Source organism: Nocardia canadensis (assembly GCF_032656385.1).
Lineage (GTDB): Bacteria > Actinomycetota > Actinomycetes > Mycobacteriales > Mycobacteriaceae > Nocardia > Nocardia canadensis.
Genome location: NZ_JAVCWB010000008.1, coordinates 1,253,006 through 1,276,356 on the forward strand (window position 1 = coordinate 1,253,006; position 23,351 = coordinate 1,276,356).

36 protein-coding genes and 2 pseudogenes are annotated in these 23,351 nt (G+C 70.3%); 26 read left to right on the forward strand and 12 right to left on the reverse strand.

Annotation, left to right across the window (positions count from 1 at the left end; all coding sequences use genetic code 11):
- Positions 1–274: 274 nt before the first annotated feature.
- The 4 genes from Q7X29_RS19610 (at position 275) to Q7X29_RS19625 (ending at position 3,023) form a co-directional block, all read left to right on the forward strand.
- Positions 275–799: an OmpA family protein gene (locus Q7X29_RS19610; RefSeq protein ID WP_316574971.1), complete on the forward strand. Its 525-nt coding sequence runs from the start codon at positions 275–277 to the stop codon at positions 797–799.
- A 166-nt stretch (positions 800–965) separates the two neighbouring features.
- Positions 966–1,862, forward strand: a complete 897-nt coding sequence (locus tag Q7X29_RS19615) for an NAD(P)H-binding protein (RefSeq protein WP_316574972.1) — start codon at positions 966–968, stop codon at positions 1,860–1,862.
- A 68-nt stretch (positions 1,863–1,930) separates the two neighbouring features.
- Positions 1,931–2,518: a CPBP family intramembrane glutamic endopeptidase gene (locus Q7X29_RS19620; protein ID WP_308248454.1), complete on the forward strand. Its 588-nt coding sequence runs from the start codon at positions 1,931–1,933 to the stop codon at positions 2,516–2,518.
- 70 nt (positions 2,519–2,588) lie between these two features.
- Complete coding sequence (locus Q7X29_RS19625; RefSeq protein WP_218718075.1) at positions 2,589–3,023, forward strand: VOC family protein; 435 nt, start codon at positions 2,589–2,591, stop codon at positions 3,021–3,023.
- A 13-nt stretch (positions 3,024–3,036) separates the two neighbouring features.
- Here the strand turns inward: Q7X29_RS19625 and Q7X29_RS19630 are convergent, their stop codons facing one another.
- Positions 3,037–3,924, reverse strand: coding sequence for an aminoglycoside phosphotransferase family protein (locus Q7X29_RS19630; protein WP_316574973.1), 888 nt, complete (start codon positions 3,922–3,924; stop codon positions 3,037–3,039).
- A 48-nt stretch (positions 3,925–3,972) separates the two neighbouring features.
- Positions 3,973–4,125: pseudogene (locus Q7X29_RS19635) on the reverse strand (VOC family protein); the annotation flags it as partial.
- Between Q7X29_RS19635 and Q7X29_RS19640 the strand changes: the two are divergent.
- Positions 4,117–4,494, forward strand: a complete 378-nt coding sequence (locus tag Q7X29_RS19640) for a MarR family transcriptional regulator (RefSeq protein WP_316575385.1) — start codon at positions 4,117–4,119, stop codon at positions 4,492–4,494. The pseudogene Q7X29_RS19635 and the gene Q7X29_RS19640 sit on opposite strands and share 9 nt — an antisense overlap.
- Before the next feature lie 384 nt (positions 4,495–4,878).
- Positions 4,879–5,298: an NUDIX hydrolase gene (locus Q7X29_RS19645; protein ID WP_316574974.1), complete on the forward strand. Its 420-nt coding sequence runs from the start codon at positions 4,879–4,881 to the stop codon at positions 5,296–5,298.
- Positions 5,299–5,457: 159 nt separating this feature from the next.
- Here the strand turns inward: Q7X29_RS19645 and Q7X29_RS19650 are convergent, their stop codons facing one another.
- Complete coding sequence (locus Q7X29_RS19650) at positions 5,458–5,754, reverse strand: DUF6390 family protein (RefSeq protein WP_316575386.1); 297 nt, start codon at positions 5,752–5,754, stop codon at positions 5,458–5,460.
- 169 nt (positions 5,755–5,923) lie between these two features.
- Between Q7X29_RS19650 and Q7X29_RS19655 the strand changes: the two genes are divergently transcribed.
- Genes Q7X29_RS19655 through Q7X29_RS19670 form a run of 4 tightly spaced genes read left to right on the forward strand, consistent with a single transcriptional unit; the run spans position 5,924 to position 9,056 of the window.
- Complete coding sequence (locus tag Q7X29_RS19655; RefSeq protein ID WP_316574975.1) at positions 5,924–6,841, forward strand: universal stress protein; 918 nt, start codon at positions 5,924–5,926, stop codon at positions 6,839–6,841.
- Positions 6,838–7,476, forward strand: coding sequence for an SRPBCC family protein (locus tag Q7X29_RS19660; protein ID WP_316574976.1), 639 nt, complete (start codon positions 6,838–6,840; stop codon positions 7,474–7,476). Before Q7X29_RS19655 ends, Q7X29_RS19660 begins: the two co-directional genes overlap by 4 nt.
- Before the next feature lie 12 nt (positions 7,477–7,488).
- Positions 7,489–8,544, forward strand: coding sequence for a zinc-dependent alcohol dehydrogenase family protein (locus Q7X29_RS19665; protein WP_218718082.1), 1,056 nt, complete (start codon positions 7,489–7,491; stop codon positions 8,542–8,544).
- On the forward strand, positions 8,544–9,056 hold the full coding sequence (locus tag Q7X29_RS19670) for a GNAT family N-acetyltransferase (RefSeq protein ID WP_316574977.1): 513 nt from the start codon (positions 8,544–8,546) through the stop codon (positions 9,054–9,056). Before Q7X29_RS19665 ends, Q7X29_RS19670 begins: the two co-directional genes overlap by 1 nt.
- A 64-nt stretch (positions 9,057–9,120) precedes the next feature.
- Here the strand turns inward: Q7X29_RS19670 and Q7X29_RS19675 are convergent, their stop codons facing one another.
- Positions 9,121–10,452 carry a wax ester/triacylglycerol synthase family O-acyltransferase gene (locus Q7X29_RS19675; protein WP_316574978.1) on the reverse strand — a complete coding sequence of 444 codons (1,332 nt, stop codon included), beginning with the start codon at positions 10,450–10,452 and terminating at the stop codon, positions 9,121–9,123.
- Between the two features lie 225 nt (positions 10,453–10,677).
- On the opposite strand from Q7X29_RS19675, the gene Q7X29_RS19680 reads away from it, so the two are divergent.
- Positions 10,678–11,586 carry a universal stress protein gene (locus tag Q7X29_RS19680; protein WP_316574979.1) on the forward strand — a complete coding sequence of 303 codons (909 nt, stop codon included), beginning with the start codon at positions 10,678–10,680 and terminating at the stop codon, positions 11,584–11,586.
- Positions 11,587–11,687: 101 nt separating this feature from the next.
- On the opposite strand, the gene Q7X29_RS19685 is transcribed toward Q7X29_RS19680, so the two are convergent.
- Both Q7X29_RS19685 and Q7X29_RS19690 read right to left on the reverse strand, forming a co-directional pair.
- The gene (locus tag Q7X29_RS19685) at positions 11,688–11,942 is read right to left on the reverse strand and encodes an SHOCT domain-containing protein (RefSeq protein WP_218718086.1); all 255 of its coding nucleotides are present in this window, start codon (positions 11,940–11,942) and stop codon (positions 11,688–11,690) included.
- Between the two features lie 125 nt (positions 11,943–12,067).
- On the reverse strand, positions 12,068–12,700 hold the full coding sequence (locus tag Q7X29_RS19690) for a hypothetical protein (protein ID WP_316574980.1): 633 nt from the start codon (positions 12,698–12,700) through the stop codon (positions 12,068–12,070).
- A 266-nt stretch (positions 12,701–12,966) separates the two neighbouring features.
- Between Q7X29_RS19690 and Q7X29_RS19695 the strand changes: the two genes are divergently transcribed.
- The 5 genes from Q7X29_RS19695 (at position 12,967) to Q7X29_RS19715 (ending at position 15,157) form a co-directional block, all read left to right on the forward strand.
- Positions 12,967–13,263, forward strand: a complete 297-nt coding sequence (locus tag Q7X29_RS19695) for a three-helix bundle dimerization domain-containing protein (protein WP_316574981.1) — start codon at positions 12,967–12,969, stop codon at positions 13,261–13,263.
- Positions 13,260–13,514 carry a hypothetical protein gene (locus Q7X29_RS19700; RefSeq protein ID WP_316574982.1) on the forward strand — a complete coding sequence of 85 codons (255 nt, stop codon included), beginning with the start codon at positions 13,260–13,262 and terminating at the stop codon, positions 13,512–13,514. Before Q7X29_RS19695 ends, Q7X29_RS19700 begins: the two co-directional genes overlap by 4 nt.
- 58 nt (positions 13,515–13,572) lie before the next feature.
- A complete protein-coding gene (locus Q7X29_RS19705; RefSeq protein ID WP_316574983.1) occupies positions 13,573–14,160 on the forward strand; it encodes a hypothetical protein in 588 nt (195 codons plus the stop codon).
- 58 nt (positions 14,161–14,218) lie between these two features.
- Complete coding sequence (locus Q7X29_RS19710) at positions 14,219–14,683, forward strand: CinA family protein (protein WP_218718091.1); 465 nt, start codon at positions 14,219–14,221, stop codon at positions 14,681–14,683.
- Positions 14,684–15,022: 339 nt separating this feature from the next.
- Complete coding sequence (locus tag Q7X29_RS19715; RefSeq protein WP_316574984.1) at positions 15,023–15,157, forward strand: hypothetical protein; 135 nt, start codon at positions 15,023–15,025, stop codon at positions 15,155–15,157.
- Positions 15,158–15,176: 19 nt separating this feature from the next.
- Here the strand turns inward: Q7X29_RS19715 and ligD are convergent, their stop codons facing one another.
- Positions 15,177–16,127 (reverse strand): non-homologous end-joining DNA ligase, encoded by a 951-nt coding sequence (ligD, locus tag Q7X29_RS19720; protein WP_316575387.1) that lies wholly within the window; start codon positions 16,125–16,127, stop codon positions 15,177–15,179.
- A 105-nt stretch (positions 16,128–16,232) separates the two neighbouring features.
- On the opposite strand from ligD, the gene Q7X29_RS19725 reads away from it, so the two are divergent.
- Positions 16,233–16,424: a YegP family protein gene (locus tag Q7X29_RS19725; protein WP_218718093.1), complete on the forward strand. Its 192-nt coding sequence runs from the start codon at positions 16,233–16,235 to the stop codon at positions 16,422–16,424.
- Between the two features lie 6 nt (positions 16,425–16,430).
- Here the strand turns inward: Q7X29_RS19725 and Q7X29_RS19730 are convergent, their stop codons facing one another.
- From Q7X29_RS19730 to Q7X29_RS19745, 5 genes and pseudogenes are all read right to left on the reverse strand, one after another.
- Positions 16,431–16,646: a hypothetical protein gene (locus tag Q7X29_RS19730; RefSeq protein ID WP_255587603.1), complete on the reverse strand. Its 216-nt coding sequence runs from the start codon at positions 16,644–16,646 to the stop codon at positions 16,431–16,433.
- Between the two features lie 136 nt (positions 16,647–16,782).
- Positions 16,783–17,043: pseudogene (locus tag Q7X29_RS33100) on the reverse strand (phosphotransferase-like protein); the annotation flags it as partial.
- A 105-nt stretch (positions 17,044–17,148) separates the two neighbouring features.
- Entirely contained in the window at positions 17,149–17,760 is a 612-nt protein-coding gene (locus Q7X29_RS19735) for a UdgX family uracil-DNA binding protein (protein ID WP_218718095.1), read from the reverse strand.
- Between the two features lie 49 nt (positions 17,761–17,809).
- Positions 17,810–18,769, reverse strand: a complete 960-nt coding sequence (locus Q7X29_RS19740; protein WP_218718096.1) for a TIGR03557 family F420-dependent LLM class oxidoreductase — start codon at positions 18,767–18,769, stop codon at positions 17,810–17,812.
- Positions 18,770–18,789: 20 nt separating this feature from the next.
- Positions 18,790–19,110: a plasmid stabilization protein gene (locus Q7X29_RS19745; protein WP_218718097.1), complete on the reverse strand. Its 321-nt coding sequence runs from the start codon at positions 19,108–19,110 to the stop codon at positions 18,790–18,792.
- Positions 19,111–19,327: 217 nt separating this feature from the next.
- Here Q7X29_RS19745 and Q7X29_RS19750 point away from each other — a divergent pair, with 217 nt between their 5' ends.
- The 9 genes from Q7X29_RS19750 to Q7X29_RS19790 all read left to right on the forward strand — a co-directional run bounded on the left by Q7X29_RS19750 (position 19,328) and on the right by Q7X29_RS19790 (position 23,325).
- Positions 19,328–19,894: an RNA polymerase sigma factor gene (locus Q7X29_RS19750; RefSeq protein ID WP_218718098.1), complete on the forward strand. Its 567-nt coding sequence runs from the start codon at positions 19,328–19,330 to the stop codon at positions 19,892–19,894.
- Complete coding sequence (locus Q7X29_RS19755; protein ID WP_316574985.1) at positions 19,885–20,460, forward strand: Asp23/Gls24 family envelope stress response protein; 576 nt, start codon at positions 19,885–19,887, stop codon at positions 20,458–20,460. The genes Q7X29_RS19750 and Q7X29_RS19755 overlap by 10 nt, the downstream gene beginning before the upstream one ends.
- A complete protein-coding gene (locus Q7X29_RS19760; protein ID WP_218718100.1) occupies positions 20,457–20,834 on the forward strand; it encodes an Asp23/Gls24 family envelope stress response protein in 378 nt (125 codons plus the stop codon). Before Q7X29_RS19755 ends, Q7X29_RS19760 begins: the two co-directional genes overlap by 4 nt.
- On the forward strand, positions 20,831–21,166 hold the full coding sequence (locus Q7X29_RS19765) for a hypothetical protein (RefSeq protein WP_316574986.1): 336 nt from the start codon (positions 20,831–20,833) through the stop codon (positions 21,164–21,166). Before Q7X29_RS19760 ends, Q7X29_RS19765 begins: the two co-directional genes overlap by 4 nt.
- Before the next feature lie 73 nt (positions 21,167–21,239).
- Positions 21,240–21,719, forward strand: coding sequence for an Asp23/Gls24 family envelope stress response protein (locus Q7X29_RS19770; RefSeq protein WP_316574987.1), 480 nt, complete (start codon positions 21,240–21,242; stop codon positions 21,717–21,719).
- Position 21,720: 1 nt separating this feature from the next.
- Positions 21,721–21,909 carry a hypothetical protein gene (locus Q7X29_RS19775; protein WP_019050519.1) on the forward strand — a complete coding sequence of 63 codons (189 nt, stop codon included), beginning with the start codon at positions 21,721–21,723 and terminating at the stop codon, positions 21,907–21,909.
- Positions 21,906–22,223, forward strand: coding sequence for an Asp23/Gls24 family envelope stress response protein (locus tag Q7X29_RS19780; RefSeq protein ID WP_218718103.1), 318 nt, complete (start codon positions 21,906–21,908; stop codon positions 22,221–22,223). The genes Q7X29_RS19775 and Q7X29_RS19780 overlap by 4 nt, the downstream gene beginning before the upstream one ends.
- On the forward strand, positions 22,220–22,756 hold the full coding sequence (locus Q7X29_RS19785; protein ID WP_218718104.1) for a DUF6286 domain-containing protein: 537 nt from the start codon (positions 22,220–22,222) through the stop codon (positions 22,754–22,756). The genes Q7X29_RS19780 and Q7X29_RS19785 overlap by 4 nt, the downstream gene beginning before the upstream one ends.
- Complete coding sequence (locus Q7X29_RS19790; RefSeq protein WP_316574988.1) at positions 22,753–23,325, forward strand: Asp23/Gls24 family envelope stress response protein; 573 nt, start codon at positions 22,753–22,755, stop codon at positions 23,323–23,325. Before Q7X29_RS19785 ends, Q7X29_RS19790 begins: the two co-directional genes overlap by 4 nt.
- Positions 23,326–23,351: the final 26 nt, after the last annotated feature.

The window sequence follows — 23,351 nt, forward strand, 5'->3', positions numbered from 1 at the left end:
GCCCTGGCGGCGGCGCACGATGCGCCTATGGGATCAACTCCAGTGCAGGGCCCGGTGCTGTCCTCCGACGCGGCGGGCACGGCGGCGATCTCGACGAGAGGGGACCGACCCGCTTGACCGCACAGCAGTGGTCCGGCGTCCCCGCACGCTCGGGCCGACGACTGTCGGCCGCCACGTCCGGGGCGAGCGGTGCAGCGGCCCCGGATGTTCCCCTGCCGCGCGACGCAGTCGAGCACGACCCACTTTTCCGACATTCACAGACCAGGAGATTCCGGTGAAGCTCACACGCAGCGTCCTTGGGATAGCGTCGATCGCGGCGGTCGTACTGATGACCGCGGCCTGCAACTCCGACGACACGTCGTCGACACCGACGACCACCCCGACCACCCAGGTCGACACCATGCGGAGCAGTATCGCCGCGACGGCGTCCTCGGCGGTGAGTTCGGCACGCGACAGCGTGCAGCAAACAGTGCAGGACGCGATCAACAAGGTCCTGGTCGCCGCCCCGATCACCTTCGACCCGGGCAGTTCCGACCTGGGGACCACCGACACCGTCACGCTCAAAGCCGTGGCGGCCGCCTTGCAGGGCAACGACACCAAGATCGAAGTCTCGACCTACGCCAAGGATTCGAACGTGGCCGATGCCAAGTCTCTGGCCCAAGCGCGCGGTGACAACATCGCGGCCGAACTCGAGGCCGACGGCATCGACAAGTCGCGCATCACGGTGAAGTCCGACGCGAATCCCTCCGATTCGGAGATCAACCCGGATCAGGCCAAGATCACCGTCGTCGGTAGCTGAGACAGGACGTCATCGACGGCACACGTCCACCCGGACCACACGCGAAGCCCGACTCTCGCGGCGGGGATCCGGCGCCGAGACGCCCCGCGCGGGTAGCCTGGCGCCGGTTCCATCGTCGGCGTCGAGACGCCCGGCCGCATGTCCGCCCGCGTGGAGAGGATCCGTTGTGCAGGTACTCGTAGCCGGTTCGACCGGGTTCATCGGGCGGCGCCTCTGCCCGGAACTGCAGGAATCCGGACACACCGTGCGGGCCATGACCAGGCACCCGGAGAGGTATCACGGGGCGGGCACGCCCGTCGGTGCCGACGTCGCCGACCCCGCCTCGCTGCCGGAGGCCATGCAAGATTGCGGCAGCGCCTACTATCTCGTGCACTCGCTCGCCGAAGAGGACTTCGAGCGGCGCGACGCGGCGGCGGCCCGGAACTTCGGCCGCGCCGCCGCACAGGCCGGGGTGCAGCGCATCATCTACCTCGGCGGGCTCGGCGACGACACCGATCGTCTCTCGGCGCACCTGCGCAGCCGCAGGCAGGTCGAAACCCTGCTCGGCGAAGCCGGGGTACCCGTCACGACACTGCGCGCCGGGATCATCGTCGGGCACGGCGGCATCTCCTGGGAGATCACCCGGCAGCTGGTCGAGCACCTGCCCGCGATGATCACCCCGCGCTGGGTTCGCACCCGCACCCAGCCGATCGCCGTCGACGACGTGATCCGGTACCTCACCGGTGTGCTCGACGAGCCACGCACCACCGGCCGGACCTATGAGATCGGCGGTCCCGACGTCCTCGCCTACATCGACATGATGCGGCGGGTGGCGCGGATCCAGGGACGGCCGACGCCGATCGTGCCGGTGCCGTTCCTGTCCCCGCGGCTGTCCTCCCGCTGGCTCGCGCTGGTCACCGACGTCGATGTCCAGACCGGCCGGTCGCTGGTCGACTCGATGGTCAACGAGGTCGTCGTGCACGACACCACCATCCGGGACCTGCTGCCGTTCGAGACGATCGGCTACGACGAAGCGGTCCTGCGCGCGCTCGGCGAGCGCGTCCGGATGCGGTACGACGAATGACGGCCCGCTCGTGGTCGCGTGGAGTGCGGCCGAGGCAGGATGGGCAGCGGCCACTGGCGGTCGCGGCCGTGGGTCTGGCAGGCACCGGCCTGCTGGGCGCGTCCCTGGCCGCGCCGCCCGCCAGCAGGCGCTTCTACGGGCTCACCCTCGCCACCGCAACCACACTGACCCTCGGTGGTCTGGCCACCACTCCGGCGCCGATCGAGGACCAGCCCGACCGGCGTGTGCTCGCGCCGGCGACGACCGGCGTCGCGGCGTTCGGGGTGTTCTACGGATGCGCGCTCGTCGCCCGACGAATCCCGTTGCTACGCAGGGCGATCACGAGGCTCCTGCGCTACGCCGACCGGGGCCGGACGCCGGCGGTCCTGCTGACCGCGCTGGCCAACGGCGCCGCCGAGGAAGTGTACTTCCGGGGCGCGGTCTACCACGCGGCCCCGCGTGCGCCCGTCGCCGTCTCCACCGGCGCCTACATCCTCGCCACCACCGCGACGCGCAACCCGGCGCTGGTGCTGGCCGGCGCGGTCATGGGCACACTGTTCGGCATCCAGCGTCAGCACACGGGCGGCATCCAGGCCTCCCTGATCACGCATTTGACCTGGTCCACGCTGATGCTGCACTTCATGCCGCCGCTGTTCCTCGACAACCACCCGTCCTGACGACACCGCGGCGGCACGCATTGCCGGCGATCGATGGGCACGGCCGACTCCAGTTCCCTAGGATGACCTCATGCCAGTCGCGATGAACAACGTCGGCATCGTCGTCGAAGACCTCACGGCGGCGATCGAGTTCTTCGAAGAACTCGGCCTCGAACTCGAGGGTCGAGCCATGGTGGCGGGCGAGTGGGCCGGGCGCGTGACCGGCCTCGGCGACCAGAGCGTCGAGATCGCCATGATGCGCACACCAGACGGCCACAGCCGACTCGAGCTCTCCCGCTTCCTGGCGCCGCAGGTGATCGCCGCTCCCCAAACCCCGGTCAACACGCTGGGCTACCTTCGCGTCATGTTCACCGTCGACGACATCGACGAGACCCTCACCCGCCTCGGCAAGCACGGCGCGCACCTCGTCAGCAGCGAAGTGGTCCAGTACGAGAACGTCTATCGGCTCTGCTACATCCGTGGCCCCGAAGGCCTGCTCATCGGGCTGGCCGAAGAACTCGGATAAGTACGCCGGGCGGTCAGTCCGCCGCCAGGACCCGTTCCAGGGTCGCGTAGCCCGCCGGTTCCCAGCTCGGTTTGCCACCGGGCAGACCTAGTCTGCCGTTGCGCCCGACCATGATCAGGCCGAGCGCGCGCAGCACTGCCCAGCCCCGCGCTCTCGCGACGGCGGCCGCGTCCGCCCGTGCATAGGCGTCGAAGAACCGGCTCGCCCCGCCTGTCGGCAACAGTATCCAGGCTGCCGACAGATCGGTCGCGGGATCGCCCGCGCACATCTCACCGAAGTCGATCACCCCGGCGAGCGTCCCCGCATCGACGACCACGTTCGCCGGGTGCAGGTCGGCGTGCAGCCACTGCGGCACACTCTGCCACGTCGGGGCATCGACCGCCTTGTCGAAGACTTCCCGTGCGTGCTCGGCCATCGCCGGATCGGCGATGACCTCGAACCAGCGGCCCGAGCCTTCGCGCAGATCGGCCAGCGGGATTCCGCGCGTGGGGTTGTTCGGAGCGCCGGCGGGCGCGTCGCCGTGCAGCACGCGCAGAAATCCTGCCAGGATCTCGGCGGAGTCGAGACTTGTGATGGGCGCGCGATCGGCGGGCTCTCCCTCGACCCATCGCGCGATCGTCCAGGGGTGCGGGAACAGGGACGACGGGTGGCCGACACGCACCGGTGTGGGCGTCGGCAACGGTAGGCGCTCCGCCAGCACAGGCAGCCAGGTCTGCTCGATCCGCAGCAGGGCAGGTGCTCGCTCGGTGCGGGGCAACCGCACCGCCAGTTCCGGTCCGAGGCGCCATTGCCGATTGTCCCAGCCGCCCTCGACATCTCGGAGCTCCAGGTCGGCGAGATCCGGATATTGCTCGCGCAGTAGCGCTTTCACCAAGTCCTGCCCGAACTCGATCGCGGCCATGGCTGAGCATCGTAGCGGCGGTCCATGATCGTTCGATGACGTCGCCTGTCAGGTGCGGTCGTGGAGGGTGATCCGGTAGCCGTCGGGGTCGGCGAAGGTGAAGGTCCGGCCGAAGGGGCCGTCGACGGGTGCGGCGACAATGGTGTGGCCGTCGGCGGCGAGTGCGTCGTGGATGGCCTGGACATCGGTGGCGTGGAGCCAGGTCGAGACGGGGTCGGCATCGACCTGGAGACGTCACTGGGCTACCTGCTCAAAGAAGCGTCGAGCGCCCTGCGCGCCGCCATGGCGGAGGTGCTGCAGACCCTGGAACGAGACGGCTACGTGATGCGGCCCGCGGCGGCGCCGGTCGGAAAGGCACTGCCCGCGCGACTCACCCCTCGCGGCCGACGAAGCCTCGAGAAGGCGAGCGCGGCGGTCCGCGCCGTCGAGGTCGGAATGCTGGCCGGGATGACCGAGGCCGAACAGTCGGCGGCGTTCCGCAGCCTGCGCAGCATGATCCACTCCCTGCGCGAGGGCGACGACGGCGCCCAGGATTCGATCGGTGGGACCGCACCACCATCGGTCCGGTGATGGTCGACGACCGCGCGGACCCGGTTCGTCACCGGGATCGGCTGCGAAATCACCCGGTGGACCGATCATTTCGCCGACCGGCCGGGTGGTGTACGCCCGACACCCGGACAGCACGCAGGTCGGATACGGGGAGTGGGCGGCGGATATTCGCGCACACGTCCTCGGCTGACCACATCGGACTCACGTGCCACTCGACGCGCCGACCGTGACGCCCCGACATTCGGGCGTGGCTTCGCAAGCCTGGCAGGCCGATTCGCCCACGCCGACAGTGCCCGGCACGTACCGTAATCACCGACCACCTTCGCCGGATCCGGCGGCGGTGGCGATGGGTGTCGGAGTCGAAAGTCGGTGAGTCCTATGGTGTCTGAGTCGGAGTTCGAGGAAATGTCTCGCCAGGCCGAAATCGACGGTACCGCACCTCGGGTCGGCGCGATCATCGATCGCGGCGGACAGGTCCTACTACTCGCGCGCCACGACACCGGTCCGATCAAGGCCACTCTGAAGCTTCCCGGAACCACCGTGCTGCCGAGGGAGCCTCTCGCCGAGGCGGTCGTCCGGGGCGTGCACGAGGAAACGGGCCTGGTCGTCACCGGGATTCGGCACCATGTCGGGGATTTCGACTACCTGTCCCCCGACGCCCACCCGGTGCGCCGCCTGCATTTCGCGGTGGATGTCGCGGCGACCGAACCGATCCGGCTCTCCGTCCACGCCCGCTATGTCTGGGCGCCCCTGGACGGTGATCTGCCGGTGACCTCGTCCATTCGCCGCATCCTCGAGACCTACCGCAATCTCGTGCACCCCTGACATCCCCTGTCGGGCCGGGGTCGAGCTCTTCGCAGGGACACCGGTCGATCGCCGATCGGTCACCTGTCCTTGTCGTGCCGTACTGATGGCCGGCGCCCGCCCGGCGTCGGGGCGCGCGCCCCGGTGCACGGGGCCCCTGGTCGCCGTCGGTCACCTCGGTCACGAGGCGACTGTCGTCCACCTCGGCGCGCCGCAGGCCGGAGCGGACGACCGCAGCATCGGACACCGACCGCCGACAGTGGACCGCCGCGGCACCACCGTCGTTACCTCACCTGCCCCAGGTGATGCGGCAGCTGTCCAGGATGCGGATCGACTGCTCGTGGGCGCCGCCGGGCAGTCGGTGCCGGGCCAGGCGCCGACGTCGGCGGCTGACCCGTTGTGTAGTGCCCGCGCGTCCGAGCGACCGCAGTAGCCGAGAACGCGGGGTGCGTAGGCGTAGCGGGCACCCAGCGCCAGGGCTCACAGGGCCGCGAGCACCCCGGTCGAGGGCGACGACTTCGATCAGCCCGCGCGGTCCAGGTGTGTCCGATCGGCCCTTCGGTCGGGGACCTACGCCAGCAGTCACCCGACCCCGGTGGTTCGTACGGTCGACCTATTCGTACCGCACGCCGATAGGGGCACCACCATGAGCACGCATCGCACCGAGGAAGCACACGAGCTCGCGACGTCCGCCGTCGTGGTCGGGACCGACGGATCGGCAGCGGCCGACGTCGCTGTCCGCTGGGCCGCGCAGACCGCCGCCGAGCGGGGCCGCCGCCTGCTGATCGTGCACGGACTCGACCTGGCCCGCACCGCCGCTGTCAACCCCTACGCTGTCGTCACACCGGCGGTGATCGACGCGGTGCGCGCCCACGGCACCGCCGTCCTGGCCGACGCCGAGCGCACGGCCCGCGAGGCCGCGCCCGGAGTCGAGGTCAGGACCGAGCTCGTCGCGGGGCACCCGGCGCAGACACTGATCTCGCTGTCGCGCCGTGCTCATCTGGTCGCGCTCGGAGCGACACCGGATGTCGGCGCGCTCGCGCATCTCGGATCGACGCTGCTGGCCGTCACCGCCCACGGTTCGGGCCGGATCGTGGTGGTCGACACCGGCACGGGGCCGGCGCCCCGCCGCACCGGGCCGATCGTCGTCGGTGTCGACGGCAGCCCCACCAGCGAGCAGGCCATCGCCGCGGCGTTCACCGAAGCTTCGGAGCGAACGGCACCCCTCGTCGCCGTACTCGCCGGAAACGACACGTCCTTCGGCGAGTTCGCCGGTGAGTTCAGCGTCGACGATCAGCAGGCCTCCGACCAAGCGCTGCTGGCCGAGCGACTCGCCGGCTGGAACGAGAAGTACCCGGATGTCCCGGTGACGCATCGGGTCTACCCCGCCGATGCGCGTCAACACCTGCAGGAGTGGTCGGACTCGGCACAGATGGTGGTCGTCGGAAGCCACGGGTGGGGTGGGCTGCGCGGTCTCGTCCTCGGTTCGACCAGCAATTGGCTTGTCCAGCACGCCCACTGCCCCGTCATGGTCGCGCATCCCGTCGGCGAGGACCTGCGATGAAGAACACGACAGCCTTCGCCGTCGGTGCCGCGATCTACGCCGCCGGACTCGGACTCGGGTACTCGGTTCTGCTGCGCAAACGGTTCGCGACCTGGGGCGCGACCCGCGACGAGGCGCAGCGGACGATACCCGGCGACGAACTGCTCCCGCACCCCGATATTCGCACGACCAGGGCGATCACCGTCGCGGCCGAACCCGCGGCGATCTGGCCGTGGCTCGTGCAGATCGGCCCCGGGCGCGGCGGCGCGTACACCTACGACTGGATCGAGAACCTGTTCGGCCTCGACATGCACAGCGCCGACGAGATCCTGCCGCGATTCCAGCATCCGGCGCTGGGCGACGTGATCGCCCTCGGCGCGCGCGGACCCCGCCTGCGGATCCGCGTGCTCGAACCCGACCGGTCACTGGTGTTCGCCTCCGAGGACGGCGCCTGGGTCTGGTCGTTCGCCCTCTATCCCGAACCCGCAGGCACCCGGCTGATCAGCCGCAATCTCATCTCGCTGACCGGGGCGTCGCTGGGGACACGGTTGTTCACCCGCCTCGTCGCCGAGCCGGGCAGCTTGGTCATGGAGCGAAAGATGCTCTCGGGCATCCGAACCCGTGCCGAGTCACTCGCCCGGTCGTCGGCGATCTGAAAGGAGTCCTCGATGTTCGCCATGGTCTACGACGGTCCAGGACGTCCACACCGTCGCGAGGTACCCGATCCGACGATCCTCGACAGCACCGACGCCGTCGTCACCGTCGACACGGCCACCATCTGCGGAACCGACCTGCACATTCTCCAGGGTGATGTGCCCGAGGTCGAGCGCGGGCGGATCCTCGGCCACGAGGCCGTCGGCACCGTCACCGCCATCGGTGGCGCGGTGCGCACCGTGCGGGTCGGGGATCGAGTTCTCGTGTCGTGTATCTCCGCGTGTGGAGCGTGCGCATCGTGCCGGGAGGCCCGCTACGGGCAGTGCACCGGCGGCGGTGGATGGCTGCTCGGCCACGAAATCGACGGTACCCATGCGGAATCGGTGCGCGTGCCGTTCGCCGACCTGTCGACCCACCCGATCCCACCCGGCATCAGCGACGAGCAGATGCTCATGCTGGCCGACATCCTGCCCACCAGCTACGAGGTCGGCGTCGGCAACGGCAGGGTGCGGCCGGGCGACACCGTGGTCATCGTCGGCGCGGGGCCGATCGGGTTGGCCGCGGTGATCACCGCGCGGCTCTACAGCCCGAGCCGCATCATCGTCGTCGACCTCGCCGACTCCCGGTTGGCCGCCGCGCACGCACTCGGTGCCGATCCGGTGCTCAACAGCCGACGCGACGAGGTGCGCGCCCGGGTCGCCGAGCTCACCGGTGGCCGAGGCGCCGATGTGGCGATGGAGGCGGTCGGGGTACCCGAGACCTTCGAACTGGCCGTCGATCTCGTGCGTCCGGGCGGTCACGTCGCCAATATCGGGGTGCACGGCGCACCGGCCACGCTGCACCTCGAGAACCTGTGGAGCCGGGATCTGACGATCACCACCGGCCTGGTGGATACGCATTCGACCCCGCGCCTGATCGAACTGATCCGATCCGGGCACCTCGATCCCACCCCGCTGATCACGCACCGTTTCGCAATGGGCGAATTCGTCGACGCCTACGACACTTTCGCGCGTGCCGCGGAGACAGGCGCGCTGAAGGTCGCCGTCACCCGGTCGAAGGCGGGATCGTGATGACCACCGCCCTGCGGAACATCGTCCTGCGCGAACTCGGCCCCACCGACCGGGACGCGGTACGCGAACTCCACGCCGGGCTCGACCGGACCGACGGCTACTTCCGGTTCTTCGCCCCACCGCCCAAGGACCTCGACCGGGTGGTCGGCTCGATCGCGTCGCACGACCCCACACACTGCGCGGTCGGCGCGTTCCTCGACGACCGGCTGGTCGGTGTCGCGAATTTCGTCGTCCTCGACGACGGGGTCAGCGCCGAGATCGCTCTGGTCGTGGCCGCCGACGAACAACACCACGGCATCGGCACCGTGCTGTTCCATCGGCTCACCGAGCTCGGTCGCGCGCGCGGCCTCGACCGGTTCATCGCCGAGGTGCTGCCGACGAACTCCAAAGCCATGCGGCTGATCATCGATTCCGACCTGCCGATCTCGGCTCACCGCAGCGACGGTGTCATCCAGATCGCGCTCCATCTGCGCACCCCGAGCCACTCGGCGAACCAGGCGCCACGGCGGTAGTCGAGCCGAGCTCGCGCCATCGTCGCGGCCGGAACGCGTCCGCGTCCTCGGATCGCTCTCGGTTCTATCGCGCGCGGGCCAGTAGTTCCGCAACACCGTCCTCGATACCGGCGGCGATCAGGTCGATGTCGGGTGTGGAGTCGTAATCCCCGGTGATGCCGAAGACCAGGCGGTCGTCGTAGCTCAGGATCGCGATCGTGGTGCGCAGGCGCATCGCGAGGGGAATGCAGGGCCAGATCTCCGTCACCGCGCGACCGTCCAGGCTCAGCTGTCCACGGGGTCCCGGCACATTGGTGGCCAGCGCGCCGACACTGCGCTGCGGGAAGTGACCGGCCAGCCGGAACGCCCACGCCCCGACGGCGAACGGCAGCAGCTGCGCCACCGCCAACATCGACTTCTCGGCCTCGGCTTCGCCCCGCGCACGGTGGCGCGCGACGCGCTCATGGACGGCGCTCAACCGCTCGACCGGATCGGTGAACTCCACCGGGAGATGCGGGATGATCGCCGAAATGCGGTTGTCCAAGGCGAATTCGGCATCGGTGGCACGCATGGACACCGGGACCAGAATCCGAATTCCGCCCGCCGCCGGGTCCTCGCCGCGGTCACGCAGAAGCTGCCGGTAGGCCGCGGTGACGGCGGCCAAGGCCACGTCGTTGACCGATGTGCCGAACGCCGTCTCGATCGTGCGGATGTCGGTCATCGACGCCCGCGCGACGGCATAGCGGCGCTGGCGGCCGAGCGGCCCGTTCAAGGACGACGGGCTGCCCGGAGCCACCGCGGCGGACACCACGGGCACGAGCGCGCGCATCATCGACAGAGCGAAGCGCGGCGCCGTCACCGGCAGCCGAATCGCCCTGCTCACCCATTCCACGACGCCGGTCCCCGAGGTGCCCGAGGTCGGAGTGCTCGCCGGTGCGGCGCGGTCGACGGCGGCATCGCACAGTTGCTCGAACAACGCGATTCCCGACAGGCCGTCGACCATGCTGTGGTGGGCCTTCACGATCAATGCCCATCGGTCGCCGGTCAGCTGCTCGACGACCACGCACTGCCACAGGGGATGGTCCCGGTCGAGCCGTTGCTCCAGTTCGGTGGCGACGAGCTCCCGCAAGGCCGACTCGTCCCGCGGGCCGGGCACAGCGGTCCACCGGATGTGGTGTGCGAGGTCGAAACCGGGGTCGCGCTCCCACACCGGTGCGGACAGGTCCAGCGGCCTTCTGCGCACTCGCCTGCGCAGGATTTCGACGTGGTCGATCCGCTCCCGCAGCCACGCGACGAACTCGGCGCGCGTCGGCGCGGGCCCGGCCACGATCGCGACGGCGCCGATGCCGAGGCTGATGCGGCGATCAGCGTCCTCCAGTTCCATGAATCCCCAGTCCAGGGGGTGTAGCTCTGTCATCTCGACCTCGACGTAGGCGATGTGGTGCCCGGCCCGTTTCTGGTGCGCAGCCGGTGATCTGATCCTCGCCGGGACAGTCGGAAACGGCGAGAGACCATGGTCGACGAACAGCGGCCGAACTGCTCTTCCTCCCCCACGGCCGGCGATCCAGCCGATGCCATTGGTCCCCGTGTTCCGGGCACCACGGCTCTGACCGGCGAAGTGCCCGCGTGCCACGCTGAGGCCATGACCGAGCACAGCGAGAACCCCCACCGCGTCGCCTCGGCGGCGGTCGTCGTCGGAATCGATGGATCGGACGGATCGACCGCCGCCGTGCGCTGGGCCGCCCGCACCGCCGCGGCGCGCGGCCGTGCCCTGCACATCGTGCACTGCACCGACCCGGTCGCCGACCGCACACCCCGCAGCGCCTACGACGCGTTCATCTACACCACGATGCACGACATCCGGTCGGCCGCCGAGCAGGCGCTGGCCACCGCCCGCCAGGACGCGCTCACCGCCGCGCCGTCGGTCACGGTGACCACCGAACTCGCCACCGGCAACCCCGCGCGCACCCTCATCGATGCCTCGGCGCACGCGCATCTGCTGGTGCTCGGCGCGGCGGCTGCGGTCGGTCCGATCGCCCACCTCGGTTCGACGCTGCTGGCGGTGACCGCGCACGCGCACGGCGCGGTCGTCATCGTGCGCGGGTCCGATCCCGAGCGCGACAGCGGTCCTGTCGTCGTGGGTGTCGACGGCAGCAGCGTCGGCGAGCCCGCCATCGGCGCCGCGTTCGCCGAAGCCGCGCTGCGCCACAGTCGACTGGTCGCGGTGCACGCCTGGAGCGATCTGGCCCAGGGCCAGTTCGCCGGCACCAGCTACCTCGAGTTGCCCATCGACGATTTCACGGTCGCCGAGGAAGCGCTGCTGGCCGAACGCCTGGCGGGATGGTCCGAGCAGTTCCCCGAGGTGGACGTGCGCCGCGAGGTCGAGGTGTTCGGTCCACGCGAGAACCTGGCGCGCTGGTCACGAACCGCCCAGCTGCTCGTCGTCGGCAGCCGCGGTCGCGGCGGATTCCGGGGCCTGCTGCTCGGATCGACCAGCCACTGGCTCGTGCAGCACGCCGACTGCCCGGTCATGGTCGTCCACCACGACTGACCCCGTACTGTCCGGCTCCCGAAGGGCCACCGGTACCCCTGTCCGCCCCACCTGTCACGGCAGGCGGGGCGGACAGGGTGCCGGAGGCGTTCGGGACCGGCTCATCGACGGTCGACGGACCGGAGAACGGACAAGCGGTCCGCGTACTCCTTCGCATCGATCTCGCCGCGCGCGAACCGCTCCGCCAGGACATGTTCCGGACCGGGTGGTGCCGGGTGCCGGTGCTCGCCGTCCATTCGGAACAGGTATCGCAGCGCGAGCGCGAAGCCGACGATCAACAGGGCCCAGAACAAGACCATCCCGACTCCCATCCACGCGTATCCCCAACCGTTGACGTCGTGGTCATACCAGTACATTCTCCGCCTCCTACCGAATCGCGGCCGACCGGCCGACTCCGTCAACCATGTGCCGGCGGGAGCTGCCGGGAGAAGGGTCGACAGGCACCATGAGCGAGTACCAAGGCCCCCGCTGCGGGGTCGAATCAGCGCCCGTCCTCGGCCTGTGCACGCAACAGCCACACCAGGAATCCGCCCGAGACACCGGCCATCACGAACGCCATCAGCAATCCCCCGGCCAGGCCGATCAGGGCGATCTCGACCGGCTGCTGGCCCGGCTGCCACAGGGGGCTGGTGAAGAGCGCGAACGCGACCAGGCCCGCCGCCCACGACAGCGCGGTCGCGCCGATCCACCAGCCTGCCCGTGGCAGATATCGGCGCAGCACGCTCCACTGAGCCACCCCGATAGCCGAAACCACCACGGCGCCGCCCGCGCACAGCACCGGTATCGCCGCCGCTGTCGGCCAGCCACGGAAACCGTCGGTGCCCACCGGCACCATCGCCACGGACCAGGCGATCGCCGCGCCGAGCGCGGTCGCCGCGATCCAGGCGCGGCCGGGAAGTTCGGGAAGCGCGGGGCGTAGTGCCCGCGCCTGGAACCAGCCGAGCACGATGCCCTCGCCCAGGCCTGCCGCCAGTAGGGCCGTCGTCGCCGGCCATCCGCCGCGCTCCCACACCGCCGTCGCCACGATCGCCGGTAGCGAGAAGCCGAGGAATTCGCCCACGGTGACGAAGGCGATCCAGCGGTGCCACATCGGCTTTCCCGTCTCGATGCGCATCGGGACCTCCTCGACGGTCGGACAATCGGTATTCGTCCCTGTCACCATCGCTTCTCGGGCAGCCCCGGCGGCAGTGCCGTTCGCCCCGTGCGGGTCCCTGCCGACATCACCGATGGACACGACGAAAGGCCCCCCGCGCGGGGTCTCCGGACCCTGCCGGGACAAGCGCCGCCCGGTGCACGCTGAGACCGGCAGAAAGGGGCCGAGATGAACACCGCCGGGTACGCGAAACGGATTGTCCACGCCGACGGCAGAGGTGACAGTTCATGAGCACGCCGACGGTCGACGAATCGCTCACCACGGACGCGGCGCCGAGATCGGCGCCTGTCTCCACCGTCGCGGAAACGGTACCGCCGATGGCATCCGACGAACTGGAAGCCATCGCGCAACTGCTCGCCCGCAGATTCCCCGACGTTCCCGGCACGTACGTGCGCTACGTGGTCGAGTCGACCTATCGCGAACTCGCCCGGACGGCACGCATCCATTCCCACCTGATACCGCTGACCCTCAACCTGTCCAGGTCGCGGTTGGCGCAAGACGACGAAATCGGAGAAACACCATGAGCGACACCACGTCCGACGCGGTCTACCACAGCAAGCCGGGCGAGAGCCTCGCCGATCCCTACAACATCCCCGGCATTCTGCTCTTTCTCGCGGGCGTCGTCGGCCTGGCATCGACACTCACCGCCGCCGGCTACGGCTTCGCCGGCTGGGCGTGGCTCGGCGCCGTCGCCACCGCGCTGTGCTTCACCGCCGCCGTCGCGGTGTTCGTTCTCGAGCACGAGCGGTTGCGCCGGCTCGCCCGGCGCCGCTGATCCGGTCGCGGGCCGCGGAGTTGTCTCGCCGCCGCGCGCCGATCACCACGGTCTGGTCATGAACGTGACAGTCCTGCCTTTCCTGATCGTTGTCGCCGTGGTGTTCGCGGTGAATCTGCTGCCCGCGTTCGGACCGCCCAATGCGGTGCTGGTGGTGTTCTTCGCGTTGAATTGGCACCTCCATCCGGTCCCGCTCGTCGTCGTCGCCGCTGTCGCGTCCGGCGCGGGTCGCTACCTCCTCGCCACCGCCACCCATCATCTCGGCGACCATCTCGGTGCACGCCGACGAGCCAACCTGCGAACGGCCGGCGACTATCTCACGCGGCGGCGCGGTCGCACCGTCGCGGTGCTGGGGGTCTTCCTCGTCTCCCCCTTGCCGTCGGCGCAGATGTTCGAGGCCGCGGGTCTGATGGGGCTTCGCCTGCTTCCGCTCACCGCGGCGCACGTCGCGGGAAGAACGGTCAGCTTCGCCTTCTATGTCGGCGCGACCGGGGTGGCCGAGCGGAGTCTCGGTACCACGCTCGTTTCCTCGCTGACCTCGCCGGCCGGGATCGCCGTTCAGATCGCGCTGCTCGCCGCGGTCGTCGGACTCACCCGAATCGACTGGACCACCTTCCTGCCGGGCGTCAGGCAGCCGCGAGCGTGAGTGCCGGCGCACTAGGCTGACGGAGCGCACCGATACGACTCGATCGTCGAAGGAGATCATGAGCGCGATCGCCCGTCAGCTCGCAGATCTGGCCGAACGGCGGGGCCTGACGGTGGCCGTCGCCGAATCGTTGACAGCGGGCAATGTCGCGGCCGCCCTGGGGGCCGCGCCCGATTCGGCCGTATGGTTCCGCGGTGGCGTCGTCGCCTACGCCACCGAGGTCAAGCAGCGTGTCCTGGGTGTTCCCGATGTTCCGGTGGTCTCCGAGGTCGCGGCCACCGCGATGGCCGAGGGCGTCCGGGCCCTGATGGACGCCGACATCGCCGTCGCCACCACCGGTGTCGGTGGTCCGGGGCCGCAGGACGGGGAACCCGCCGGATCGGTGTGGTTCTGCGTCGTTTCGCGCAGCGCCGCGCGAGCTAGCCATCGGCACTTCGACGGCGATCCGGCGCAGGTGCTCGATCAATCGGTGCGGTACGCGCTCGAGCTGCTGTTGTCGATGGCGACAACGATCGCGACATAACTCTCCGCTTCGTCGTTTCACACCACGCCGAGCGGGCATCCCGGCTGTGTGGAGCCGGTCGACCGGATGCGTACGGCACCGACCGCTCCCTGCGTTTCGCTGGACGGTGTCGACACCGGATAGACCGCGGGAGTGAGCCGACGCGCACTACTCGCGACGCCAACGGCGTCGTCGCGGGCGGTGTGCTCGGCTCGCTCCCCGGCCGCCCGACAGCTGCTCGTAGCCGCCGCTACCGGCGTATCGCCGTCCGCACGAGATCGCGACGGCGCGCGATCTGCTGTGTGACGGCCAGGCGATGACGGTGGTGACGGACGGTGCGTCCGGCACCGGCACGGTGGCGTGGCCGTCGCGGAGCTGCGCCCGCAACGACTCGGGCACCACCGCGCAGGCCCGTCCGAGCGTGATCAGCTGGGTCAGCCCGACGGCGGACCGACCGGCGGATTCTTCGACTACGCCGGAATCGTGCCCTGGTGACGAGCGCACCGCGCGGATCCTAGAAGGGCACGGCGACGTCGTCGGGTGTCTTGTCGGTCCGGATCCCCCGAAAGCTGGGGTGGCGCAGCATTCCGTCGGCGCTGATCTCGCGGTACTCGATGTCGGCGACGAACACCGGCTCGACCCACCAGGCGGCCCGCACCGCCGCGGCAGGCGGCGGGTCGTCGAGCGGGCTGGTGTCGCGGCGGACCTTCTCGAGGGCAGCGTGGAGGCTGCGGCGGGCCTCGGKGGTGAATCCGGTCCCGMCCCCGCCGATGCAGCGCAGGTGTCCGTCAGGGGTGTGTCCGGCCAGGATCAGACCGCCGAAAGTGGCGGCGTTGGCGCCGGTTCCGGGGACCGCGCCGACGATGACGGCCTCGGTCGTGGCGCGCAGCACGGTCTTGATCCAGGCCGAGGAGCGGCGACCAGGCTCATAGATCGAGTCGATCCGCTTGCTGACAATGCCCTCCAGACCGGTTTCGGCGGCGGTGCGCAGCAGCCGCTCGGCGTCGACCTCGGCCAACGACCAGTTCGGCGGAACCCGCACGCGCACACCGTCGTCGAGGCGCAGATCGGCCAGCTCGGCCCGTCGCGACGAGTACGGGTCCGCGAGCAGGATGTCGTTGTCGAGGGCGAGCAGGTCGAAACCGAGGTAGTCCACGCGCACCTGCTCGAGCAGCGCGGGCGCGGGCCGCTGGACATGCATTCGCCGCTGCAGGCGGGAGAACGACGGGGCCCCGGCGGCATCGAGGGCGACGAGCTCGCCGTCGATCAGCAGGGTTCGTCCGTCGGTGAGCTCGGTCAGCGCCGCGACGACGTCGGGGTAGGAGGCGGTGATCTCGCGCAGGTTCCGGCTCCACAAGCTCACCCCGTCGCCGGTGCAGCGAGCGATCGCGCGGACGCCGTCCCACTTCATCTCCGCGCACCAGCCACCTGGCGGCCGCGGGGGCCGTCCGGGTGTGGCCAGCATCGGTGCCGGCACCGCCAGACCCACAAGATCGAGAATAGACCCGTCCGAGTGGGTATTCTGCCCTGGTAGGCACGTTTTCCCGGCGAACGAAAGCGAGGCCCGGTCATGGCAGGAAAGTTCGAGATCTTCGCCGACGCGGCGGGTAAGTTCCGGTGGCGGCTCAAGGCGGGCAACAACGAGGTCGTCGCGCAGTCGCAGGCCTATGAGTCCAAGGACGGTGCGAAGAAAGGCATCGCCTCGGTGCAGAACAGCGCCCCCGGCGCCACGATCACCGATCTCACCGTCGCGGCCACCTGACGTCGGTCAGAGCTGGGCGGTTAGGCCGAGTGGATGCAGGCCCTCGGTCCGGCGCAGTGTCTCGGCCGCGGCGCCGACGCGCAGTAGCGACTCGGTCGACAGTCCCGCCGCGGTGACCAGCAGGCCGCGCAGATGGTGATCGTGGAGTGCTGTCACCAGAGCGTGGTCGGACTGCGGGTCGGCCTCGTCGGACGGGGTGTCCTCGGGCGTCACGAACTGCATGATGACCTCCTGCTGCGGCCACCCCCCTACTGTGGTGGCCTGTATCGACGCGGCTATTCCCACTTGCAGCTCCGTCAATCACGTCCGTTGCGAGTGCGCGCAACAGCGGCAGGAACCACGGCCCGACGATGCCGTCGACGACCACGTCGTAGCCGCCGCGTGAGTACGCCTCGACCGCCGCGACGATCGCCTCGATCACGACCTCGTTCTGGCGATGCGCTGCGGGGAGGAACGGCAGGACGAACCCCGTACGGATCGAGCGGTAGAACACGTCGGTCTCGAGATGGACCGTGGGGACATCGGCCGTCCCGGCGAGCAACCGGGCGACTGACGTTTTTCCCGCGGCGGGAGGTCCGGTCAGGACGAACACTTCACCACTCAGGTCCACCGACCCCATTCACCCGACCAGGCGAGAAGCAGTCTTGTCTTTCCCGGCCCGCTGCTCCGAACTCGGTGCCGACACTGCCGAATTGCACGTGATGCAAGGTTCACCGCCGCACGGTCATCGCATCTCGAATACCCTCGCCAGGTCGTCGACGAATTCGGTGTAGGACCGTGCGCGATCGGGTGCTCGCAGGACGGCGGACGGATGGACGGTCACGCCCACCCGGAAGTCGTCGAGTTCGACGGTGTGGCCACGGAGTTCGGTGACCTCGGCCCGCGGGCCGAGGACCGCGTGGGTGGCGATCGCGCCGAGGCAGACCACCAGGTCGGGAGCGACCAGGTCGAGTTCGGTGCGCAGCCAGGGGGCGCAGGCGACGATTTCGGTGCGGCGGGGTTGCTGATGGATGCGTCGTTTCCCGCGCCGCTCGAAGCGGAAGTGCTTGACCGCGTTGGTGAGATACAGTGCGGCCCGGTCGACGCCGAGGTCGTCGAGGGCGCGGTCGAGCAGTCGGCCGGCCGGACCGACGAAGGGGTGGCCGTCGAGGTCCTCGTCGTTGCCGGGCTGCTCGCCGACCAGGACCGTGCGCGCGTGCGGCGTGCCGGCACCGAAGACGGTCTGCGTGGCGTCGCGATAGAGGTCGCAACCATGACACGTGCCCGCTGCCGCACGGACCGCTTCCAGGTCGTCCGTGTCGGGTACGTACTCGGCGGCGCCGGGGTAGACCGTCACGACGCCACCGCCTCGGCCGGGCCGATCGGCATCGCCATCCCCGCCTCCCTCAGACCTCCGCGCGCAGCAGATCGTTCAGTTCGCCCTGGTAGAAATCGAGGAACGCGTCCATGTCGGGTCCGGCGTTCATCAACACCACCCGGTCGTAGCCGGCCTCGACGGCGTCGCGCACCGCGTCGACATAGGGTTTCGGGTCGCTGCCGCACACCATGGCATCGAGCATGTCGTCCACGCGCACGGTGGTCGTGGCGGCGGCGAAGTTGGCCGGGTTGGGCAGCTCGCTCATCACTTTCCAGCCGCCGACCGACCACCGGTTGGTCGACAGCGCGGCTTGCGCGCCCGCGCGCTCGTCGTCGGCGAAGGCGACGCCCACCTCGAGGTAGCGCGGCCCGTCACCGCCCGACTGCCGATAGGCCCGTACCAGCTCGGGCTTCGGTTCGGTGGCGAACAGCCCGTCGCCGAGCTCGGCGGCGAGTTCGGCCGCGCGCGGACCACCGGCGGCCACGGCGATCTCCGGTGGGGTCTCGGGCAGATCGAACACCCGGGCGTCCGACAGCGACAGATATCGCCCGTCGTAGCTGCGATAGCCACCCCGCCACAGCAACCGGATGATCTCGAGCGCCTCGCGCAGCATTCGATGCCGCACCCGCACCGGCGGGAAGTCCCCGCCGACGATGTGCTCGTTGAGCCGTTCGCCCGAACCGATGCCGAGGGTGAACCGCCCGTCGGAGAGCAGCGCGGTCGTCGCGGCGGCCTGGGCGATGATCGCGGGGTGATAGCGGATCATCGGGCAGGTCACGCCGGTGGCCAAGCCGATCCGTTCGGTGCGTGCCGCGATCGTGCCCAGCACGGTCCACGCGAACGGTGAGTGGTTCTGGTTGTCGAGCCACGGATGGAAATGGTCACTCATCTCGACGAAGTCGAAGCCCACCGCTTCGGCCCGAACGGCCTGGCGCACCAGTTCGTTCGGGTCGAAGGCCTCGGCCGCCAGTTTGAATCCGATCTGCATGGCGAACCTTTCGCAGCGGGTCAGGCGCGACCGAGGGCGTGGGCCAGTTCCTGCTTGTTCATCTTCGAGCGGCCGTCGATATTGCGGCGGCGGGCTTCCTCGTAGAGCTGATCGCGGGTCTTCCCACTCCCCTGGGCCCGCTGCCCGCCGCGCTTGGACGACGCCCCCGAAGCGGACTTGCCGCCCGAGCCCTTGGTCTCGCCGTGCCGGGATCGCGTCTTGTTGACCGTCGCCGCGGCGATCTCCTCGGCGCGCTTCTCACTGCGACCACGGTCACGCTCGGACTTCTTGATGTCCTTGTACTGCCGTTCGCGTTTCGCACTCCACGTCTGCTGGGGCATGACATACACCTCCTGGGTCCGGGAACGACGTTCTCTTCCGCGCCTACCCGCGGATCCGCCCGGGAAACCGCCGCTCGTGCACCGGCGCGAGGGCCGGTGACCGCGACACCCCCGGAACTCGTCGGCAGCCGGAGTGAGACGACGATCACTGATAGTTTGCCGTGACGAATTCCTGCGCATCGGTGTCCATCACAGGAGCAGCGGAGGAGGTGCCGGTGTGACCACGACGTCGCCCGCACCCGAGACAGAGCTGGACGACGCGACCCTGGCCGGGCGAGCGCGTGACGGCGATGTCCGGGCATACGAGCAGCTGGTGCTGCGCTACCAGGGACCGATGTTCCGGTTGGCCGCCAAGATGCTGGCCGACCGGGCCGAGGCCGAGGACGTGACCCAGGAGGTGTTCCTCAAAGCCTGGCGCACGATCACCCGACTACAGGACGACGCGGCCTTCGCGGGCTGGCTGTACCGGATGACGACCAACCGGTGCCTCAACGTCCTGCGCGCACGGCGGGTCCCCGCCGATGTCGACCCCGACACGACGGCCTCGACCCGCACCGACACCAGGCCCGAGCACGCCACGGAGGTGAACAGCCAGATGGCCGCGCTCACCGACGCGCTGCAGCAGCTGACGCCGGAGCAGCGCGCGTGCTGGCTGCTGCGCGAGGTCCACGGCCGGTCCTATGACGAGATCGCCGAGATCGTCGGCGCCAACAGCACAGCGGTGCGCGGGCGGATCGCACGTGCCCGAGCCCAACTGGCAGAGGTGATGAAGCCATGGCGGTGACCAACCAGACCGACAACGACTACCTGCTCCCCTGCGGACGCGGCCTGGAGCAGGTCTGGGATCGGCTCGACGCGCCGGACGCCGATCAGCACGAGGCCTCGTGCCCGCACTGCGCCGGGGCCAGGGAGAGCCTGCTCACCCTGCGCAACGCCACCAGGGAGCTCATCGACGAACCCGACCCGCCGCCGCCCGACCTGTTCGGCCGGATCATGTCCGCTGTGCGGGCCGATGTGCGCCGCGGCCGCACCCTGTCCGTCGACACGCCCCACCCCGGCGCCGTCCAGGTCAGCGAGCAGGCCGTGGCCACCGTGCTGCGGTTCGCCGCCGACACCGTCGACGGCGTGCGCGCCCGCGGCTGCCGGGTGCGCAGCAGCGAACCCGGACCCGACGGCGAACAGGAGATCACGGTCGAGATGACCATCGCCGTCCGCAACGGCGCCCACGCCATCGACACGCTGGTCGCCGCGGTGCGCGAACGCGCGCGGGCCGCGACCACCGCGCGGGTCGGGGTACGGCTCGGCAGGCTCGACATCACTGTGGTCGACCTCTACGAGGAGGACAGGTGACGGGCCCGGCCCCCGCGACCGAGCTGGTCGTCGGGGACGCGGTGATCGCCGGCGTGGCCGCCCGAGCGGCGGCGCAGGTGCCGGGCGTGGCCAGGCTCGAACCGGGCGTCCTCGGACTGGTCGGGCATCTCGCCCGCTCCGGGCGGCAGTTGTGGATCGGCCGCGAACCGGCCGCGTCGGCCGGAGTCAGGGTGCGCCGCGCCGGTGGCCTGCTCGACATCCAGATCGATCTGGCGCTCTCGGCATCGGGCAACGTCGTCGAGGTCGGCGGCGCCGTGCAGCGGGCCGTGGCCGAGGCCGTCACCGAATCCACCGGCGCCGAGGTCGACTCGGTGCGGGTGTACGTGCTCGACATCGAACCGGGGCGGCCGTGAGCGGCGACGAGGACCTGACCGACCGGATCATCGCGGCGATCGACGCCATCGACGGCGCCCACCCCGCGGTCCCGATGGGTCTGCAGAACAGCCGCTGGCTGCCGTGGAACGCGGGCAGAGCCGCCGTCGACCTGGGCGAGGAGACGGTCGAGATCCGGGTCGTCGCCACCACGCTGCCGCTGGCGCCCCTGCTCGAGAAGCTGGACTCGGCCGTGCGGCCGGTCCTGGCCGGGACCAGATGGGCCGGCGCCGGATTGCGCGTGCACGTCGTGGATCTCGACGTCGACGCCTTCGCCGCCGACAGCGATCCAGATCACTCATCGGGCCCGTGACGATCGCCCGACGGCGGTGTCCTACCTATGACAGTTCGTCAACCCTTGGAACACAAGACAATCGGGAGGCATCATGTCCAGCACGACCACCGAGAACGCCAAGGCCGTGGAGAAGGCCGGGACCGGCCGGGACGGGTCGAACCGCCCGAGCGCCCTGGTGACCGATCAGGGCACCACCACGATCGCCGACGCCGTCGTCCAGAAGATCGCGGGTCTGGCGGCGCGGGAGGTCAGGGGCGTCCACGACCTCGGCGGCGGCACCGCTCGCGCGATCGGCGCACTGCGCGACCGCATTCCGGGCGCGTCCTCGAGCATCGGCCAGGGTGTCTCGGTCGAAGTGGGTGAGAAGCAGGCCGCCGTCGACCTGGAGCTCGTCGTCGAATACGGCGTCGCCATCGCGGAACTGGCGATCGCGGTGCGCCGCAACGTGATCACGGCCATCGAGCAGATGACCGGGCTCGAGGTCGTCGAGGTCAACATCAACGTCAACGATGTCTACATCGAGGACGACTCCGCCGAGCAGCAGGCGCCGAGCCGCGACCGGGTGCAGTGACATGAACGCCACCACGATCTGCCTCGTCATGGGTCTGTCCCTCGGATTCGCCGCCGCCTTCGGTGGCTTGGGCGCGTTCGCTGTCGTGCTGATCTTCGGTGGCCTCGGCCTGCTGATCGGGCGCTGGCTCGACGGCGAGGTCGACCTGTCCGGGCTGTTGCGCTCGGCGCAGGATCGGGGCAGGCGGTGACCAGCGCCGCCGCCCCGCTCCCCGGCACGACCACGATCGGCGAGCGCGCGGTACGCCGCATCGCCGAGCGGGCCGCCGCCGAGGTGACCGGAGTCGGGCCCGAGGTGCAGGTGAGCGCGCAGGTTGTCGGGACCGGCGCGACCCTGCGCGTCCGGCTCCCCGTCCGCTATCCGCTGTCGGTGCGCGGCGTGACCGAGCAGTGCCGCGCGCATCTGATCACCAGGACCGAGGAGCTGACCGGGCTCACCGTGCCACGAGTCGACATCGAGGTCTCGGCCATGGTGCCGGAACCGCCCGAGAGGAGAGTCCGATGACACGCCGCCCACGCCGGGTCGTCCCAGCCGTCGTCGCCGCGCTGGCGCTGTGCGCCGTCGCGGTGCTCGTAGTGGTGTCGCTGGTCCAGCGGCTCACCGGGACACGGGAATGGGTCTCCTACGACAGCATCGCCACCCGGCTGCACCAGACGGCGTGGGGTAGCGGATGGGTGCTCGGCGTCGGCATCGTCGTCGCGGTACTCGGCCTGGCCCTGCTGGCGGTAGCGGCGCTGCCGGGCAAGCCGGTGGTGCTGGCGCTCGAAGCCGGGGACGGCATCGACGCCGGCATCGCCCGCCGCAGCCTGCGCAACGCGCTCGCCGACGCCACCGGCGGGGTGGACGGCCTGGACAGATCCCGGGTCCGACTGCGTCGCAAGAAGATCCAGGTCTCGGGCCATACCCACCACACGGCCGAGCAGACCGCCCAGGACGTCGGGGTGGCGGTCGCGGAGCGGCTCGACCGGATCAAGCCGGCCGAGGTCCCCCGCTTGCGCACCAGCCTGCGCACCATCGGCCCCGGGGGTGCGCGATGACCACCGCCAACCGGCCGGCCCGGCTGAACCGCGGTGTGCTCGCACTGCTCGGCATCGTGCTCGCCACGGCCGGCGGGCTGCTGATCGCGGCGCACTTCGGTGCCTTCCGGGTCTCCCCCGCGACCCCGCTGGCTCCCGGCACCGAAGAGCCGCCCAGCATCGTCTTCTACCTCGTGATCGCCGGCGCGGTGGTGCTCGCACTGATCTCGCTGCGCTGGCTGGCTGCCCAGTTCACCCGGCTGCCCAAGCGTGCCGTGTGGCAGCTCGGCGACACCGCCGGGCACGGCGGCACGATTCTCGGCTCCGGCACCGCCGCCGACGCGGTGGCCGCCGATGTGGCGACCTACGAGGGAGTCCGTTCCGCGACAGCACGTCTCGCGGGTAGCGCGACGGCCCCCGACCTGCATCTGCTCATCGACACCGATCCCGCCGCCGACCTGCCCGCCCTGCGCAGGCGCATCCTCGGCCACGCCGTGCCGCGCCTGCGCACCGCGCTCGACCTCGCCGCCATCCCGGTCACCGTCGAATTCCGCATCGCGGATCGGGGCCGGACCCGACGCGCGCTGTAGCCGTTGTGGGGCCGCGGCCACGTTCG